The 16,668-nt window shown below is 68.5% G+C and carries 15 protein-coding genes; 9 read left to right on the forward strand and 6 right to left on the reverse strand.

Annotated features, from left to right (window positions below; genetic code table 11):
* Nucleotides 1-21: 21 nt before the first annotated feature.
* The gene (locus tag ACJH6H_RS19960) at nucleotides 22-969 is read right to left on the reverse strand and encodes an oxygenase MpaB family protein (RefSeq protein ID WP_318986587.1); all 948 of its coding nucleotides are present in this window, start codon (nucleotides 967-969) and stop codon (nucleotides 22-24) included.
* An 80-nt stretch (nucleotides 970-1,049) separates the two neighbouring features.
* Here ACJH6H_RS19960 and ACJH6H_RS19965 point away from each other — a divergent pair, with 80 nt between their 5' ends.
* Nucleotides 1,050-1,688, forward strand: coding sequence for a TetR/AcrR family transcriptional regulator (locus ACJH6H_RS19965; RefSeq protein WP_244872639.1), 639 nt, complete (start codon nucleotides 1,050-1,052; stop codon nucleotides 1,686-1,688).
* Here the strand turns inward: ACJH6H_RS19965 and ACJH6H_RS19970 are convergent.
* Complete coding sequence (locus ACJH6H_RS19970) at nucleotides 1,675-2,100, reverse strand: hypothetical protein (RefSeq protein WP_244872640.1); 426 nt, start codon at nucleotides 2,098-2,100, stop codon at nucleotides 1,675-1,677. The genes ACJH6H_RS19965 and ACJH6H_RS19970 overlap by 14 nt on opposite strands.
* Between ACJH6H_RS19970 and ACJH6H_RS19975 the strand changes: the two genes are divergently transcribed.
* The 3 genes from ACJH6H_RS19975 (at nucleotide 2,077) to ACJH6H_RS19985 (ending at nucleotide 5,412) form a co-directional block, all read left to right on the forward strand.
* Nucleotides 2,077-3,489, forward strand: coding sequence for an FAD-linked oxidase C-terminal domain-containing protein (locus ACJH6H_RS19975; protein ID WP_318986588.1), 1,413 nt, complete (start codon nucleotides 2,077-2,079; stop codon nucleotides 3,487-3,489). The two genes, ACJH6H_RS19970 and ACJH6H_RS19975, sit on opposite strands and share 24 nt — an antisense overlap.
* Nucleotides 3,490-3,580: 91 nt before the next feature.
* Nucleotides 3,581-4,828 carry a cytochrome P450 gene (locus ACJH6H_RS19980; RefSeq protein WP_406775644.1) on the forward strand — a complete coding sequence of 416 codons (1,248 nt, stop codon included), beginning with the start codon at nucleotides 3,581-3,583 and terminating at the stop codon, nucleotides 4,826-4,828.
* The gene (locus ACJH6H_RS19985) at nucleotides 4,828-5,412 is read left to right on the forward strand and encodes a TetR/AcrR family transcriptional regulator (RefSeq protein ID WP_212812593.1); all 585 of its coding nucleotides are present in this window, start codon (nucleotides 4,828-4,830) and stop codon (nucleotides 5,410-5,412) included. Before ACJH6H_RS19980 ends, ACJH6H_RS19985 begins: the two co-directional genes overlap by 1 nt.
* On the opposite strand, the gene ACJH6H_RS19990 is transcribed toward ACJH6H_RS19985, so the two are convergent.
* A complete protein-coding gene (locus ACJH6H_RS19990; RefSeq protein ID WP_212812594.1) occupies nucleotides 5,397-6,122 on the reverse strand; it encodes a siderophore-interacting protein in 726 nt (241 codons plus the stop codon). The genes ACJH6H_RS19985 and ACJH6H_RS19990 overlap by 16 nt on opposite strands.
* Before the next feature lie 97 nt (nucleotides 6,123-6,219).
* On the opposite strand from ACJH6H_RS19990, the gene ACJH6H_RS19995 reads away from it, so the two are divergent.
* Nucleotides 6,220-7,323 (forward strand): DUF5685 family protein, encoded by a 1,104-nt coding sequence (locus ACJH6H_RS19995; RefSeq protein WP_406775645.1) that lies wholly within the window; start codon nucleotides 6,220-6,222, stop codon nucleotides 7,321-7,323.
* Here ACJH6H_RS19995 and ACJH6H_RS20000 read toward each other — a convergent pair.
* Both ACJH6H_RS20000 and ACJH6H_RS20005 read right to left on the reverse strand, forming a co-directional pair.
* Entirely contained in the window at nucleotides 7,320-8,420 is a 1,101-nt protein-coding gene (locus tag ACJH6H_RS20000) for an acyltransferase family protein (protein WP_406775646.1), read from the reverse strand. The two genes, ACJH6H_RS19995 and ACJH6H_RS20000, sit on opposite strands and share 4 nt — an antisense overlap.
* Nucleotides 8,417-10,348, reverse strand: a complete 1,932-nt coding sequence (locus ACJH6H_RS20005) for a DEAD/DEAH box helicase (RefSeq protein WP_212812597.1) — start codon at nucleotides 10,346-10,348, stop codon at nucleotides 8,417-8,419. The genes ACJH6H_RS20000 and ACJH6H_RS20005 overlap by 4 nt, the downstream gene beginning before the upstream one ends.
* A 111-nt stretch (nucleotides 10,349-10,459) precedes the next feature.
* Here ACJH6H_RS20005 and ACJH6H_RS20010 point away from each other — a divergent pair, with 111 nt between their 5' ends.
* Nucleotides 10,460-10,999, forward strand: coding sequence for an LppP/LprE family lipoprotein (locus ACJH6H_RS20010; protein ID WP_212812598.1), 540 nt, complete (start codon nucleotides 10,460-10,462; stop codon nucleotides 10,997-10,999).
* Here the strand turns inward: ACJH6H_RS20010 and ACJH6H_RS20015 are convergent.
* Entirely contained in the window at nucleotides 10,996-11,337 is a 342-nt protein-coding gene (locus ACJH6H_RS20015; RefSeq protein ID WP_406775647.1) for a DUF2200 domain-containing protein, read from the reverse strand. The genes ACJH6H_RS20010 and ACJH6H_RS20015 overlap by 4 nt on opposite strands.
* Nucleotides 11,338-11,387: 50 nt before the next feature.
* Between ACJH6H_RS20015 and ACJH6H_RS20020 the strand changes: the two genes are divergently transcribed.
* The 3 genes from ACJH6H_RS20020 to ACJH6H_RS20030 are packed head-to-tail and all read left to right on the forward strand — an operon-like array spanning nucleotide 11,388 to nucleotide 16,668.
* A complete protein-coding gene (locus ACJH6H_RS20020) occupies nucleotides 11,388-14,807 on the forward strand; it encodes a TM0106 family RecB-like putative nuclease (protein ID WP_406775648.1) in 3,420 nt (1,139 codons plus the stop codon).
* Nucleotides 14,804-15,319: a hypothetical protein gene (locus ACJH6H_RS20025; RefSeq protein WP_406775649.1), complete on the forward strand. Its 516-nt coding sequence runs from the start codon at nucleotides 14,804-14,806 to the stop codon at nucleotides 15,317-15,319. The genes ACJH6H_RS20020 and ACJH6H_RS20025 overlap by 4 nt, the downstream gene beginning before the upstream one ends.
* The gene (locus ACJH6H_RS20030) at nucleotides 15,316-16,668 is read left to right on the forward strand and encodes an FAD-binding oxidoreductase (protein WP_406775650.1); all 1,353 of its coding nucleotides are present in this window, start codon (nucleotides 15,316-15,318) and stop codon (nucleotides 16,666-16,668) included. The genes ACJH6H_RS20025 and ACJH6H_RS20030 overlap by 4 nt, the downstream gene beginning before the upstream one ends.

Here is a 16,668-nt window from a genome sequence, read left to right on the forward strand (position 1 = left end):
TCTGCCCTCTTGGCGGCGCGGCTAAGCGGCGAAGCTGTCCAATTGCACGCGGTGGTAGGCCGACCGCAGCCGTTCGTAGCGGTAGCGGTTGTATGCCAGCGGATCGAGGACGACGGCCCGCGGTAGGTACCGCCAGGCCACCTGAGAGGCCTTCAGATACAGGGCGTATTCGAGCCGGTTCAAGGGCGTCGACCGAATATCGAGCAGCTCCCGCATCTTCGGGTGGGCATGGCGCCGGCCCAACACCTTCGGCACCCGCAACGCGATCGGTGTCAGCACGTTCCACAGCGGCAGCAGGAGCACCCGCAGTTGCTTCGGCAGCAAGGCCGGCACGGGCAGCGTGTCGAAGCTTTCGTCGGCATACTGCAGAAATGCGTTGTCCGCCAGGTGCTGTTCGGCGACGCGGTCGTAGTACGCCTCCATGTCGGCCAGGGTCTCGGGCAGTTTGGCCCGCGCGCTGGGCAGCTCCAGATAGCTCATCATCCACCGCAGGGTCCGATACACCGCCTCGCGCTGCTCGGCATCGAGGTTCTCGCCGCGGACCGCGACGTAGCCCCGGTAGAACAGATTCAGCGAGCTGACGGCGATCCAATTCCAGAGTTCGGGGTCGAGTGCACTGAACCGCGTGTCGGCGAACTCACCGTTGCCGGTTCCCCGCACGCCGGCATGCAGCCGTTTGAGTTCCTCGGTGTCCCCGCGCCGGTCGGCCTCGTCGCCGAACAGCATCAGCATGCCGAAGGCGAGCGACCGGATACCCCGGTCGGTGAAGTTCTCCTGAAATCGTCCCGACCAATCGACCGCTGCCGCGATCGGGCGGTATGCCACCTGGTCGAGTGCCAGGCGCCCGAAGAGCCCGAGGCTCAGCGGCGAGCCCAACCACCACCGGACGTCGGCCGCCAGCTCGGCATGCGGCTGGCTCGGGTGCCACGGCTCCACGCCGGCCCCCACGGGCGATGCAGTCATGGTCATGCGCGCATCCAATCTGTCATCAAGCGTTGATAGATGAGATGAGGCAACCATCTGTCAACGCGTGTGTCAAGATTGGTGACGTGAGTGAGGCGCGGCAGTACGGCGGCATGAGTGGCGCCGACCGCATCGCCGATCGGCGGCGTCGCTTCATCGCGGCAGGCCTGGAGCTGATGGGCACCAAGGGCATCCCCGCGACCACCCTGCGTGGCGTAGCGGAGCAGGCCGGCCTGGCGGCGCGCTACTTCGCCGAGTCGTTTCCACGCATCGAGGACCTGCACATCGCGGTTTTCGACGAGATCACCGCCGAAGTGGAAGAGCGTGGACTCGCCGCGATCGCCGACACCAAGGGCGGCCCCCGCGCACGGTCGCGCGCGGCGCTCAGCGCACTTGTCGACGTCGCACTGACCGATCGGCGCAAGGGCCGCATCGTCCTGATCGAGTCCGCGTCCTCACCCGTCCTCGGCCCGCGTCGCCTCTCGGAAGCTCAGCGATTCGCGGGCATCGTCGCCGGGCTCAGCGGCTCCGCGACAGACCCGCGGCCGATCGATCTGCAACTGGCGGCGCAATTTGTCATCGGTGGGGTCGCCGAGACGCTCACCGCGGTCCTCGTCGGGGCGATCTCCGTCGACCGCGACCACCTCATCGACATGCTGAACGACCTGTTGTTTGCCGCATTACGCGGCGTCCGCGCAACTGCAGGTGCCGTCAGAACGGGATGACCGACTCACTGTTGAGCTTGAGCCACACCCGGCGCACCCAGCGCCGCACCGGACCAGATGACAGGTGGGCGATCAGTTCACGGTCGTCGATCAGGTAGCCGCCGGGCACCCGCTGCCAGAGGCCAGCCATCCAAAGCTCGAGTGCCGCAACGGTTGTCACCGACCCTGACGCGATCAGATCGAGCGCCTCGTCGGCCACGAAAGCCGGCCGGCGCGTGCGCACGCTATGACTCACGGCGCGCACGTGGAGCTCGATCGCGGTCGCAGACACATGCGCTCCGCGACGGCTGTCGCGCAGCGCTCCCATCTCGGCCAACAAGGCCTTGCTGTACACATAGCTGACGATACCCGTAACACGGGCGTTACATGGGATTAATGCCCCCGGCACATGACGCGAGTCTTCGCTGGTCACCACCGGGCTCCTAGACTTGCCCGCGTGCATACCGCGCTGCCCAGCCTCATCGCCGACCTGCCCGCCGACGCCGTCGTCACCGATCCCGACATCGTCGCGTCCTACCGACAGGACCGCGCGCTCGATCCCGACGCCGGCACCCCCATCGCGGTGGTACGGCCGCGCAGCACCGAGGAGGTGCAGACGGTCCTGCGGTGGGCCAGCGCGCACAAGATCGCGGTGGTGCCGCGCGGCGCCGGCACCAGCCTGTCCGGCGGGGCGACCGCCGTCGACGGCGGCATCGTCCTCACCACCGAAAGGATGCGCGACATCGTCGTCGACACGGCGACCCGCACCGCCGTGGTGCAGCCCGGCCTGCTCAACGCCGAGGTCAAGAAAGCCGTTGCGGCCCATGGCCTCTGGTATCCGCCGGATCCGTCGTCGTTCGAAATCTGCAGCATCGGCGGCAACGTCGCCACCAATGCCGGCGGCCTGTGCTGCGTGAAGTACGGCGTCACCACCGACTACATCCTGGGCCTGCAGGTGGTGCTGGCCGACGGCACGGCGGTGCGGCTCGGCGGCCCGCGGCTGAAAGACGTTGCGGGACTGAGCCTCACCAAACTCTTCGTCGGCAGCGAGGGCACCCTCGGCATCGTCACCGAGGCGACCCTGCGCCTGCTGCCACCACAGCACCGCGGGTGCACCGTGGTGGCGAGCTTCGACTCGGTGCGCGCGGCCGCCGACGCCGTCGTGACCGTCACCGGCCGGATTCGCCCGTCGATGCTGGAGTTCATGGACGACGTCGCCATCAACGCCGTCGAGGACAAGCTCAAGATGGGCCTGGATCGCGGCGCCAAGGCCATGCTGGTGGCGGCCTCCGACGACCGCGGCCCGGCGGGCGTCGAGGACACCGAGTTCATGGCCCGCGTGTTCACCGAAGCCGGTGCGACAGAGGTGTTTTTGACCGACGACCCCGACGAGGGCGAGGCCTTCGTGGCCGCTCGGCGGTTCGCGATCCCGGCCGTGGAGGCCAAGGGCCCACTGCTCCTGGAAGACGTCGGGGTGCCGCTGCCCGCGCTGGCGGACCTGGTCGACGGCGTGGGTGAGATCGCCCGCAAGCACGACCTGCTGATCTCGGTGATTGCGCACGCCGGGGACGGCAACACCCACCCGCTGATCGTCCACGACCCGAACGACGCCGAGAACACCCGGCGGGCCAACATCGCGTTCGGCGAGATCATGGACCTGGCCGTGTCGCTCGGCGGCACCATCACCGGCGAGCACGGCGTCGGCCGGCTCAAGCGGCCCTGGCTGGCCGGTCAACTCGGCCCGGAGGTCATGGAACTGAACCGCCGGATCAAAGCGGCACTGGATCCCGACAACATCTTGAATCCGGGGGCGGGCATCTAGCCGGACAGCAGCGCCACAACACCTCGGCGGTGTTCATGGCGCGTGCCGATGGACCCTTGACACATCAGCCCCGCCGCCGTACACATAAGACATGACGGCGATTTTGTCTCACGAGACGTCCGGCTCCCCCGTGGCGTTCCAGCTTGCCGATTCCGCCGGGTGGGTCGATCCCTGGCCGATGTACCGCGCGCTGCGCGACCACGATCCCGTCCACCATGTCGTACCCACCGACAATCCCGGCGCCGACTACTACGTGCTGTCCCGGCACGCCGACATCTGGACCGCGGCGCGCGATCACCAGACGTACTCCTCGGCGCAGGGCTTGACCGTCAACTACGGCGAGCTGGAACTCATTGGCCTGCAAGACAACCCGCCGATGGTGATGACGGACCCGCCCGTACACACCGAATTCCGCAAGCTGGTGTCGCGCGGCTTCACACCGCGCCAGGTGGAGGCCGTCGAGCCCAAGGTGCGCGAGTTCGTGGTGCAGCGACTGGAGAAGCTCAAGGCCGCCGGTGGCGGTGACATCGTGACCGAGCTGTTCAAGCCGTTGCCGTCGATGGTCGTCGCGCACTACCTGGGTGTTCCTGAAGCCGACCGCGACCAGTTCGACGGCTGGACCGAGGCCATCGTCGCGGCCAACACCGCCGAGGGCGGCCTCGGCGGTGCGCTCGAGACGCTGGGCAGCGCGCTCGGCGACATGATGGGGTACTTCACCGCGCTGATCGAGCGCCGCCGCAAGGAGCCCGAAGACGACACCGTGTCGCACCTGGTCGCCGCGGGCATCGGCGCCGACGGCGACATCAGCGGCGTGCTGTCGATCCTCGCGTTCACGTTCACCATGGTCACCGGCGGCAACGACACCACCACCGGGATGCTGGGCGGCTCGGTCCAACTGCTGCACCGGCGCCCCGATCAGCGCCGGCTGCTCGTGGAGAACCCGGACCTCATCACCGAATCCGTCGACGAACTGCTCCGGCTCACCTCGCCGGTCCAGGGTCTGGCCCGCACCACCACCCGCGATGTCACCATCGGCGACACCACCATCCCCGCCGGCCGCAAGGCTCTGCTGCTCTACGGTTCCGGTAACCGCGACGAACGCCAATACGGCGCCAACGCAGGCGAATTGGACGTGACGCGCGCCCCGCGCAACATCCTGACGTTCAGCCACGGTGCGCACCACTGCCTGGGCGCGGCGGCCGCACGGATGCAGTCCCGCGTCGCACTGACCGAACTGCTCTCCCGGATACCGGAATTCACTGTCGATGAGGACAACATCGAGTGGGCCGGGGGCAGCTACGTGCGACGCCCGCTATCGGTGCCGTTTACGATCGGCTGATGGCAAACGACTGGCTGGCCGGCCGCCGCACCGAGGTCGCGGCGGAGGCCATCCTGGACGCCGCCGACCGCCTGTTCGCCGAGCAGGACGCGGCGACCGTCGGGATGCTCGAAATCGCCAGGGCGGCAGGGTGTTCCCGTGCCACGTTGTACCGGTACTACGAGAACCGCGACGTGCTCCACCTGGCCTACGTGCACCGCGAGGCGTTCCGGGTGTTCGCCCATGTCGGTGAGCAGATCGCCGACATCACCGATCCGCGCACCCGGCTGCTCGACGGCGTCGCGATCGCGCTGCGCAGTGTGCGGGAAAGTCCGGCGCTGTCATCGTGGTTCGTCGCCACCCAGCGACCGATCGGTGGCGAGGTCGCCGCGCAGTCCGACGTCATCACCGGACTGGTGGCGGCGTTCCTGTCGGCGTCGTGGCCCGAACTGGAGACCGAAGCCGCGCACCGCCGGGCCGGCTGGCTCGTCCGGATCCTGGTATCGCTGTTGATGTTCCCCGGCGCCGACGAAGACGACGAACGCGCGATGATCGACGAATTCGTGGTGTCCCAGCTGGTTCCGATCGATCAGGCTTCCCAGTAGGCGCGTGCCTTGATCGCCTTCTTCGGAATCTGGTAGTCCTCGCGCAGCACCTTGACCACCGAGCGGGTGGTCCGGTTGTCGCACGCCACCCAGCCGAAGTGATCGGAGGCGTCGAACGCCGACGCCCGCACGGTCTCGACCAGAGCCTCGCCGTTGTTCTTGCGGTCGACCCACGTGACGGTCAGCCCCGGCGCACCGGTGCCCACCTGAAGATCGCGGTCGTCGTCGTGACCCGCCTCCAGATACACCTGGATGGACGCCTCGCCGATCGCCTGCAGCAGCGAGTTGATGGCCGGCAGCGATGCGGTGTCACCGACCAGTACGTATCCGGCCGGCGCGGGCTCGGGCAGCTCGAAGCTGCTGCCGAGCAGCGTCACCTCGAGGGTGTCACCGGGCTTGGCGTCCTGCGCCCAGCGCGTGGCGAGGCCGTCGTGCAGCGCGAAGTCGATGTCCGTGGTGCCGGCCACCGGATCGGGGTTGACCAGCGTGTAGCCGCGCTGATGCGCCTTGTCGCCGTCGGGGAACCAGCCCCGGACCCACATGGTCGGGTGCACCGGCCGCTCGGCGAGCAGGTTGCCGGTGGTGAAATGCAGCCGCAGGTAGTGCGGGGTGATCTGGGTGCGGCCGGTGACGGTCAGCTCGTAATCGCCGCCCCGCCACAGTTTGACCAGCGCGCCCTGGATTCCGCGCGACGGCTTCGACTCGGTCATGTTGCACCCTCCGATTGGACTCTTAGGGCAGCATAACCTAATTGATGGTGTTGGTTGATTGCCTGCGGTTTGTGCTGGCCAAAGCTATCTTCGAGCCGTGTTCGGCATCCTCCGGCCCTGCCGGCATCGGCTCGGCAAGGAACTTGCGGCCGTCTGGACCGCCCAGTTGTGCGGGCTCTGTCTCGCGCTTCGCGATGACTACGGTCAGGGCGGCCGAGTCGCCACCAACTACGACGGCCTCGTCGTGTCGGCGTTGGTGGAGGCGCAGTCCACCGCGGCGCCCGGCCGCCGGGAGGCCGGCCGCTGTCCGCTGCGCGGCATGCGCAAGGCCGACGTCGCGGTAGGCGAATCAGTTCGGCTGGCGGCCGTCGTCTCCCTGGTGCTCGCGGCGGCACGGGTGCGCGATCACGTCGATGACGGCGACGGGGTGTTCGCCGCGGCAGGAGTGCGGCCCGCGGCCCGACGGATCGCCGACCGGTGGGAGCGCCAAGGCACGGATGTCGGTACCGCGCTGGGCTTCGATACCGGCGTGCTGATGGCAGCGATCGGGCGGCAGGCGGCGCTGGAAGCCGCTGCGGCACCGGGTGGTTCGTTGCTCGCGGTCACCGAACCCACCGAGACGTCCGTCGCCGCGGCGTTCGGCCACACCGCGATCCTGGCCGGCCGGCCGGCGAATGTCGCGCCGCTGCACGACGTCGGCCAGTTGTTCGGGCGGGTCGCGCACCTGCTCGACGCGGTCGAGGATCTGCACGACGACGAGGTGCACGGAAAATGGAATCCGGTGGCCGCCACCGCGACACCGATCGCCGACGTCCGGACCATGTGTGACGACGCAGTGCTCGGCATCGAGCTGGCCCTGGCCGACGTGCAGTTCACCGACGGGCGGCTGGTGCACCGGCTGCTGACGCGCGAGTTGCGGCGGGCCGTGTCCCGGACCTTCAGCGACGCGGGATACCGGGCGACGGAGGTACCGCCCGACGCCGAGCCACCGGTCGCGTCATTCGGCGAAGCTCCGCTGGACGACGTGGTCGGGATCGAAACGGGCGAAGAGAATCCCGAGGAGAAGGTCCAGCGCAAGGCCGGCTGGTTCGACGGCTGCTTCGCGTGCGACTGCAGCGGCTGTTGCTGCGACTGCGACGGCTGCTGTGACTGCGACGGCTGCTGTTGCGATGGCTGCTGCGACTGCTGCGACTGTTCCTAGTTCCGCACCCGCGTGAACCGGTGCAACAGCCACGACACCGGGATCGTGAACAGCATCGTCCAGGTGAACAACGCGAAGGTCGACCCCGTCCAGATGTGTTGGCGCATCACCTCGACCATGACCAGTTCCATGATGACCAGGTGCACCAGGAAGATCTCGTAGGAGATCTCACCGAGGAAGACCATCGGCCGGCTCCCCAGCAGCCACGCGTACCAACCGCGGTTCCCCAGGCCCAGCGGCGCGACGACCAGCGTGGCGATGGCGGCGTAGAGCACCGCCTTCCACAGGCTTTCCGGCAGCGTGGCGGGCGAGGTCGTCGGGGCGCCGGCGATGGGCGTCGACGCGATGAGGTAGCAGACCAAAGCCAGTGGGATGCACAGGAATCCGTAGGCCCGCACCCCCATCACGGACAGCACCGAGAGCAGCATGCCGCCGACGAACCAGATCAGGTAGGTCGGCAACCAGAGCCGGGCGCCGTCGGGCAGGAAATCCGTGGTGTGCACCAGCGTCAGCCACGCCAGGCTCGACGCGGCAAAGACGCCCAGCGCACCCAGCAGCCGGCCCGGCCGCCACTGCCGCCGGCACAGCACCACCATCAGCAGGTAGGCCAACACCGGAAGGGCAACGTAGAAAGCAACTTCCACCGCCAGGCTCCACATCTGGGTGAGGCCCTGGTGCAGCCAGGAGAACAGGTAGTTGTCGGTGTAGATCTGGGTCAGCGTGAGGTTGCGGAGCAGCCCCAGCCAGGTGTGTCCGGGGTTGGGGCCGGCGGTCCGGAAGTGGTACAGCGCGTAGGCTGCCAGCACTGTCACCACGTAGGCGGGCATGATCCGTCGCACCCGGTGCCACGCGTAACGCCGCACCGACGGTGCGTCGTAAGGCTTTTCGGCATCGGCCCGAGCCAGCGCCTTCACCCACGGGGTGAACAGCAGGAAGCCCGACAGCACGAAGAAGATCGGCACACCGATCTCCGCGCGCGAGTACATCAGTCCGATGTACGTCTGGGTGTACTTACCGGTCGTGAACGCCGCGTGGGTCAAGACCACCAGCAGAGCGGCGACAGCACGAACCCCGGTGAGCGAATCAACCCGGGTCACTTGTACTTACGCTTGCCCTCTCCTCGACCTTCGCCGTGTCCACCGCGCCGGTCGTCATCACGACCCCGGCCCTTGTGCGGTCCGCCCTGACGGCCACCACGGTCGGAGTACGAACCCCGGTCCGAGCCGCGGTCCTGGCGACCACCGCGGTCCGAGTACGAACCCCGGTCGGGGCGTCCGCCACGATCCTCGTAACCGCCGGAACGTCCACCCTTGTCGAGCTCCAGGTGAATCAACTGGCCCGAAATGCGGGTGTTCTCCAGCTTTTTGAGCGTGTCCTTGCTCAGCTTGGCGGGCAACTCGACCAGTGAGTGATCCACCCGGATGCTGATGTGCCCGAAGTCGCTGCGGTTCAGACCGCCCTCGTTGGCGATCGCGCCGACGATGGCACCCGGAATCACCTTGTGCCGCTTGCCCACCGCGATGCGGTAGGTGGCCAGGTCGTCGCGCGTCGAGCGCGGCTTGCGCTCGCGATCGCCACGGTCCCCGCGGTCGTCACGGTCCGGACGCTCGCGCCGCTTCTCCGGCGGGGGCTCCTTCATGAGGAACTCTTCGCCACCCTGCGTCTGCACCGCCAGCGCCGCCGCGATCTCGGCGAGCGGCACGTTGTTGTCGCGCTCGTAGTCCTCGATCAGGCGGCGGAACAGCTCGATGCCCGGCGCACTGAGCGAGTCGGTGATGGCATCGCGGAACTTCGCCACGCGCTGGGCATTGACGTCGTCGACCGACGGCAGCTGGGATTCGATGAGCTTCTTGCGGGTGACGCGCTCGATCGAGTTGAGCAGGTGCCGCTCGCGCGGGGTGACGAACAGCAGCGCGGTGCCCGAGCGACCCGCGCGACCGGTGCGCCCGATGCGGTGCACGTAGGACTCGGGGTCGTGCGGGATGTCGTAGTTCAGCACGTGCGAGATGCGCTCGACGTCCAGGCCGCGCGCCGCGACGTCCGTGGCGATCAGGATGTCGATCGAGCCGTCCTTGAGCCCGTTGATGGTCCGCTCACGGACGGCCTGCGGGATGTCACCGTTGATCGCGGCCGCGGAAAAGCCACGGGCCCTGAGCTTTTCGGCAACTTCCTCGGTGGCCTGCTTGGTGCGGACGAAGACGATCATCGCCTCGAACGGCTCGACCTCGAGCAGCCGGGTGATGGCGTCCATCTTGCGGGGGCCGGCCACCTGGATGTAGCGCTGCGTGATGTTCTCGGCGGTCTGCGCTTTGGCCTTGATGGTCACTTCGACCGGGTCGTGCAGGTACCGGGCGGTGATCTTCTTGATGGCCGGCGGCATGGTCGCGGAGAACAGCGCGACCTGCTTGTACTCGGGGGTGTCGGCGAGGATGCGCTCGACGTCCTCGGCGAAGCCCATCTGCAACATCTCGTCGGCCTCGTCGAGCACCAGGTAGTCCAGGTGCGAGAGATCCAGGCTGCCCTTCGACAGGTGGTCGATGACGCGGCCCGGCGTGCCCACCACGACCTGCGCGCCGCGCTTGAGGCCCGCGAGCTGCGGCGTGTAGGACGAGCCGCCGTAGATCGCCAGTACGTTGACGTTCAGATGCGCGCCGTACTTGCTGAACGCCTCGGCCACCTGCAGCGCGAGTTCACGCGTCGGGGCCAGCACCAGACACTGGGTGTTGCGGCTCGCCGGGTCGATCTTGGACAGCACCGGCACCGCGAACGCAGCGGTCTTGCCGGTACCGGTCTGGGCGAGGCCGACGACGTCGGAACCGTTCAGGATCGCGGGGATGGTCGCGGCCTGGATGGGCGACGGAGATTCGTAGCCGACGTCGGTCAGTGCCCGCAGCACCTCCGGACGGATGTTCAGGTCGGCGAAAGTGACCTCGGCGCCGGTCTCGGCGGAGGTTTCTGAAGCGGGATCAGCTGTGGTGTTGGGGCCGCCCGAATCCGGGTCGGCCTCGGGCGAAGACGTCGTCATTATGCAAGGAGTCTAGAGGGTTATCAGGCCAGGTACGCCCAGCATGGCTGACCGGACTCCCCCTGGTCCGCCTTATAGGGTGGCCGGGTGCGCTGCGCCGAACCGAAACTGATGACGATCGCGGTGGCCGCACTCGCGGCGGCAAGCCTGTCCGCCTGTGGGTCGGGTGACTCCACCGCCTCCAAGACCCCCGAGCCGACCGCGCCGGCCGCCGCCAAGAAAACCGCCGCGCCGACCGTCGCCGCAGGTCCGAAGACCAGCGCGGCCCCGGCAGACCCCTGCGCCGTCAGCCTCACGGCGCCGGATATCGCCAAAGCGGTGTCGACGCTGCCGGCCGACCCGCGCAGCAAGCAGGGCTGGAGCCCCGAACCGCTGGCCGGGAACTACAACCAGTGCGCACCACTGTCGGTGGTGATTGTGAAAGCGAACACCAACGCCGAACAGCCGAACACCCGCGCCGTGATGTTCCACCTGGGCCAGTTGATCCCGACCGGGGTGCCCGACACCTACGGGTTCAACGGCATCGACCTCGCCCAGACCACCGGCGACACCGTCGCCCTGAGCTACACCAACCCGGCCAGCGGGCTCAAGAGCATCGTGCGGTTCCACTGGAACGGCAACGGTGTCGAGCTGATCGGCAACACGCACTAGCCGCGCAGCACCTTCTCCATGGCCTTGCCCTTGGCCAGTTCGTCGACCAGCTTGTCGAGGTAGCGGATTTTCTGCATCAACGGGTCCTCGACGTTCTCGACGCGGACGCCGCACACCAGACCGGTGATCAGGGTGGCATTCGGATTCAGTGTCGCCGCGGCGAAGAAGTCCTCGAACGTCGTCTCTGCTTTCAGGTGCTCGGCCAGGGTGGCCTGGTCGAATCCGGTCAGCCAGCAGATGACCTGGTCGAGTTCGGCGGTCGTGCGCCCCTTCTTCTCCACCTTGTTGACGTAGTGGGGATAGACCGACGCGACGCTCGTGGTGAAAATCCTGCTCACTCCAGCCAAGGTAACCCCGGTCTGTCGGCGGGCTGCCATATGGTGGCGACGTGTTCCTCAGTCCGACCGATCACGCTGCGCCGGTCATCTACAGCGCGTCGGATCTCGCGGCCGCGGCGCGCTGCGAGTACGCGCTGCTGCGCCGGTTCGACGGGCTGCTGGGCTGGGGACCGAAGGCCGTCGTGGACGACGACCTGCTGGCCCGCACCGCCGAACTGGGTGACGCGCATGAGCAGCGGCATCTGGAGCAGCTGCGGGAGGCGTCCGGCGACAACGTCACGATGATCGGCCGGCCGCGGCCGTACACCGTCGCCGGGCTGCTGGCCGCGGCCGAAGCCACCCGGGCCGCCGTCGACCGCCGGGCACCGGTGATCTATCAGGCCGCGATGTTCGACGGCCGTTTCCTGGGATTCGCCGACTTCCTGATCCTGGAGGACGGCCGCTACCGCCTGCGGGACACGAAACTGGCCCGGTCGGTGAAGGTCGAGGCGCTGCTGCAGTTGGCGGCCTACGCCGACGCGCTGACACAGGCCGGCGTGCCGGTGGCCCCCGAGGTGGATCTGGTGCTCGGCGACGGCACCATCGCCAGTTATCCGGTGGCCGAGCTGCTTCCCGTTTACCTGCCGCGGCGCGCGGCGCTGCAGCGGCTGCTCGACGAGCACCGCACCGGTGGCACACCGGTGTCCTGGGAGACGCCCACGCTGCGGGCCTGCCACCAGTGCGAGGACTGCGAAGTCCAAGTCCGCGAGCGGGACGACCTGCTGCTGGTGGCCGGGATGCGGGTGAGCCAGCGGGCCCGGCTGCTCGACGCCGGCATCACCACCATGCACCAGCTGGCCGAGCACAGCGGCGCGGTGCCGGGGCTCTCGTCGCGCATCGTGGCCAATCTCGTCGGGCAGGCGCGGCTGCAGGTCGCGCCGCCGATCGACGACAAGCCGCAGTTCGAGGTCATCGACCCACAGCCACTCACCGCGCTGCCCGAACCCGACCGCGGCGACCTGTTCTTCGACTACGAAGGCGACCCGCTGTGGACCGAGAACGGCCGGGACTGGGGCCTGGAATACCTGTGGGGCACCCTGACCGCGACGGGACAGTTCCACCCGTTGTGGGCGCACGACCGGACCAGTGAACGGCAGGCGCTCATCGATTTCCTGGCGCTGGTACGCAAGCAACGCAAGCGGTACCCGAACATGCACATCTACCACTACGCGGCCTACGAGAAGAGCACGCTGCTGCGGCTGTCCGGGCGCTACGGCGTCGGCGAGGCCGAGGTGGACGAGTTGCTGCGCAGCGGTGTGCTGGTCGACCTGCTGCCGTTGGTGCGCAAGAGTATTCGCGTCGGGACCGAGAGCTACAGCATCAAGTACCTGGAGCCGCTGTACATGGGCGGTGAGCTGCGTGTCGGTGAGGTCACCAAGGCCACCGACTCCATCACGCAGTACGCGCGCTACACCGAACTCGAGGCGGCCGGCGAACACGAGGAAGCCGCGACCGTCCTCAAGGAGATCGAGGACTACAACCACTACGACTGCCGCTCCACGTTGCGGCTGCGCGAGTGGCTGCTCGGCGTGGCATGGGCCGCGGGCATCGCGCCGCGCGGCCCGGCAGTCGGTGGCCCCGCGCAACCGGAGGCGGCCGCGCCGGCCGACGACGCCACTCAGCGTGCGCTGGCGAAGTACGCGGGCGACGGCACCACGGCTCGCTCGGACAAGCAGCAGGCCGTCGCCATGATCGCGGCCGCCCGCGGATACCACCAGCGCGAGGAAAAGCCGTTCTGGTGGGAGCATTTCGACCGGCTCAACAACCCGGTGGACGAATGGGCCGACTGCACAGACGTTTTCGTGTCCACGGCAACCCCGCACGTCGCCGTCGACTGGAACATCCCGCCCAAGGCCCGCAAGCCGCAGCGCCAGGTGTTGCTGCGCGGCGAGATCGCCGCCGGCTCGCTCCGGCCCGGCGCCGAGGTGTTCGCACTCTACGAGCCACCTTCTCCGGCAGGACTTTCCGACGATCCCGACGTCCGCGCCGCCGGTACCGCCACGGTGGTGGACTGCAACGAGGACGGCACCGAGGTGCTGATCGTGCACCGCACCGGCAAGGACGGCGACGAGTTCGGCCAACTGCCCTTCGCCCTGACGCCGGGTCCGCCGCCGAACACCAAACCGCTGCGGACCTCGATCGAGACGACGGCTGCCGAGCTCGCCGCCGGGTTGCCGTCGCTGCCGCCCAATGCGCCGCTCGACATCCTGCTGCGGTCCGCCCCGCGCACCCGGTCCACCGGCCCGCTCCCCCGCACCGGCGACGCAGCGCGCGATATCGTCGCCGCCCTGCGGGATTTGGACTCCTCGTACCTTGCCGTGCACGGCCCGCCGGGCACCGGGAAGACCTACACCGCCTCGAAGGTCATCGCCGACCTGGTCAACCTCGACCACTGGCGCATCGGCGTCGTGGCGCAGGCGCACGCCGTCGTGGAGAACGTGCTGAGCAGCGTGGTCAAGGCCGGGGTCGACGGCCGGGTCGTCGGCAAGAAGCGTGCCCCCGAGGGCGCACCGTTCAGCGACGTGCCGGACAACCAGTACGCGCGCTTCATCGAGGACAACAACGGCTGCGTGATCGGCGGCACCGCTTGGGATTTCGCCAACGACGGCCGGGTCCCGCGCGGCAGCCTGGATCTGCTCGTCATCGAAGAGGCCGGCCAGTTCAGCCTGGCCAACACCATCGCCGTCGCACCCGCGGCGAGCAATCTGCTGCTGCTCGGCGACCCGCAGCAGCTGCCACAGGTCAGCCAGGGCACCCACCCCGAGCCGGTCGACGAGTCGGCGCTGAGCTGGCTGGTCGAGGGCCGCCACACCCTGCCCGCCGAACGCGGCTATTTCCTCGACGTGTCGTACCGGATGCACCCGGCGGTGTGCGCCCCGGTGTCGGCACTGTCCTACGACAACCGGTTGTTGGCGGCCGAAAGTGTCAGCGGCGCACGGCGATTGGCCGGTATCGAACCCGGCGTGCACCTGATGACCGTCGAGCACGAGGGCAATGCGACCGACAGTCCCGAGGAGGCCGAGGCGATCATCACCGCCATCGGCGGCCTCGTGGGGAGGCAGTGGACCGACGAGGATGGCACGAAAACCCTTGGCCCCGAAGATGTTCTGATCGTGGCGCCGTACAACGCGCAGGTGGTACTGCTGCGCGAGCAGATGGACGCGGCGGGCTACGGTGACGTCCAGGTGGGTACCGTCGACAAATTCCAGGGGCGGCAGGCCCCCGTGGTGTTCGTCTCGATGACGGCGTCGTCCATCGCCGAGGTGCCCCGCGGCATGGGCTTTCTGCTGAACCGCAACCGGCTCAACGTGGCGATCAGCCGCGCCAAATACGCTGCCTACGTGGTGCGCTCGGCGCTGTTGACCGACTATCTCCCCTCGACGCCGGACGGGATGATCGAACTCGGCGCGTTCCTGTCGGTGACCGCATGACCATGCCGCAGCCGGGCATACCGGTGCCGCCCGTTCACCACGTCTGGACCGCGGGACCGTCCGATCGCCGGCACTTCACGTGGCTCTCCACCCAGCGAGCCCTGACCCGGTGGCAGCTGTGGTTGATCATCGTCGTCGGCATCGTTTTCGTATCAGCCGGCGCCGGGTCCATACCGGCGGCCATCGGCATCGCGGTCGTCCTGCTGCTGGTGTTCTTCGGGCTCATCACGACGATGACCTGGTTCCGCAGCTATCGGGCCTTGGGCCACAACATGTTTCCCGGCGCGCAGTGGGCCTCCGGGTTCAACGACCAGGGGTTCATGCTGGCCACCCCGACCGGAACGGTGACGCTCGACTGGGGTTCGGTCATCGCCATCCGGCCCTCCGCCGCGATGGTGACCCTCCAGACCAAGACCGGCCGCATCGGCATCCCCGCGCCGCTCGTCCCGCCACCGGCTGTCGCATACGCCGCCGGCCAGATCGCCCGTCGACGGCCGGTGTCACGGCCATGACGCTCTTGGATCAGCTGGCATCGATCGTCGGCACCGGGTACGTCACGACCGATCCCGACGTGCTCGCCGGACGCGTCGTCGACCAGACCGGGCGCTACCGCGGCCAGGCCCAGGCGCTGGTCCGCCCCGGCAGCGAGGACGAGGTTGCCGCAGTGCTGCGCGCGTGCCGCGATGCGGGCGCCTGCGTCACGGTGCAGGGCGGGCGGACGTCACTCGTGGCCGGCACCGTCCCCGAGCACGACGACATTCTGCTCTCCACCGAACGGTTGTCGGCGGTCGGAGCTGTCGACACCGAGGAACGTCGCATCCGGGTCGGCGCCGGAGCGACCTGCGCCGCGGTGCAGCGCGCCGCGACCGCTGCAGGCCTGGTGTTCGGCGTCGACCTCGCGTCCCGCGATTCGGCCACCGTCGGCGGCATGGCGTCGACCAATGCCGGCGGCCTGCGGACCGTGCGCTACGGCAATATGCGCGAACAGATTCTGGGCCTCGAGGTGGCGTTGCCCGACGGCACGCTGGTGCACCGGCACAGCCAGGTGCGCAGCGACAACACCGGTTACGACCTGACCTCGTTGTTCGTCGGCGCGGAAGGCACGCTCGGGGTCATCACCGGCCTCGACCTACGGCTGCACCCCGTCCCGCCCCATCGGGTGACCGCGGTGGCCGGGTTCGACGACCTCGACGCCCTGATCACCACCGGGCGAAGGCTCCGGGACACCGACGGCATCGCGGCACTGGAACTGGTCGACACGCGTGCCAGCGCCCTGACCGCGGAGCACCTCGGTGTGCACGCCGCCGTCGGCGGCGCCTGGCAGCTGCTGGTCGAAATGGCCGGTGACACCGACCAATCCGACATTCTGGCCGACGTGTTGGGCGATGCGGAGCTGACCCGAGAACCCGCGGTGGGCGTCGACGTCAGCGCACAGCAGCGGCTGTGGCAGGTCCGCGAAGCCATCGGCGAGGTGCTGGGCTGGTATGGCCCGCCACTGAAATTCGATGTGTCGCTGCCACTTTCCTCGGTCGCACGGTTTGCCCGTGCGGCGGTGGCGGTCACCGAAGCGCACGCGCCCGAGGCCATCCCCGTACTGTTCGGCCATATCGGCGAGGGCAACCTGCATCTGAACCTGGTGCGCTGCAACGTCTCCGGCGAAACCGAACGAGCCCTCTACACCGCGATGATGAACCTGATCGCCGACTGCGGTGGCAACGTCAGCTCCGAACACGGCGTCGGCACCCGCAAGCGCGACTACCTGACCATGTCGCGCACCGACGCCGACGTCGCGGCCATGCGCACGGTGAAGGTGGCGTTCGACCCGACCGGGTACCTCAACCCCGCGGTGCTGTTCCGCTGA

It is taken from the genome of Mycobacterium sp. SMC-21 (assembly GCF_045310825.1).
In the GTDB taxonomy this organism is placed as follows: domain Bacteria; phylum Actinomycetota; class Actinomycetes; order Mycobacteriales; family Mycobacteriaceae; genus Mycobacterium.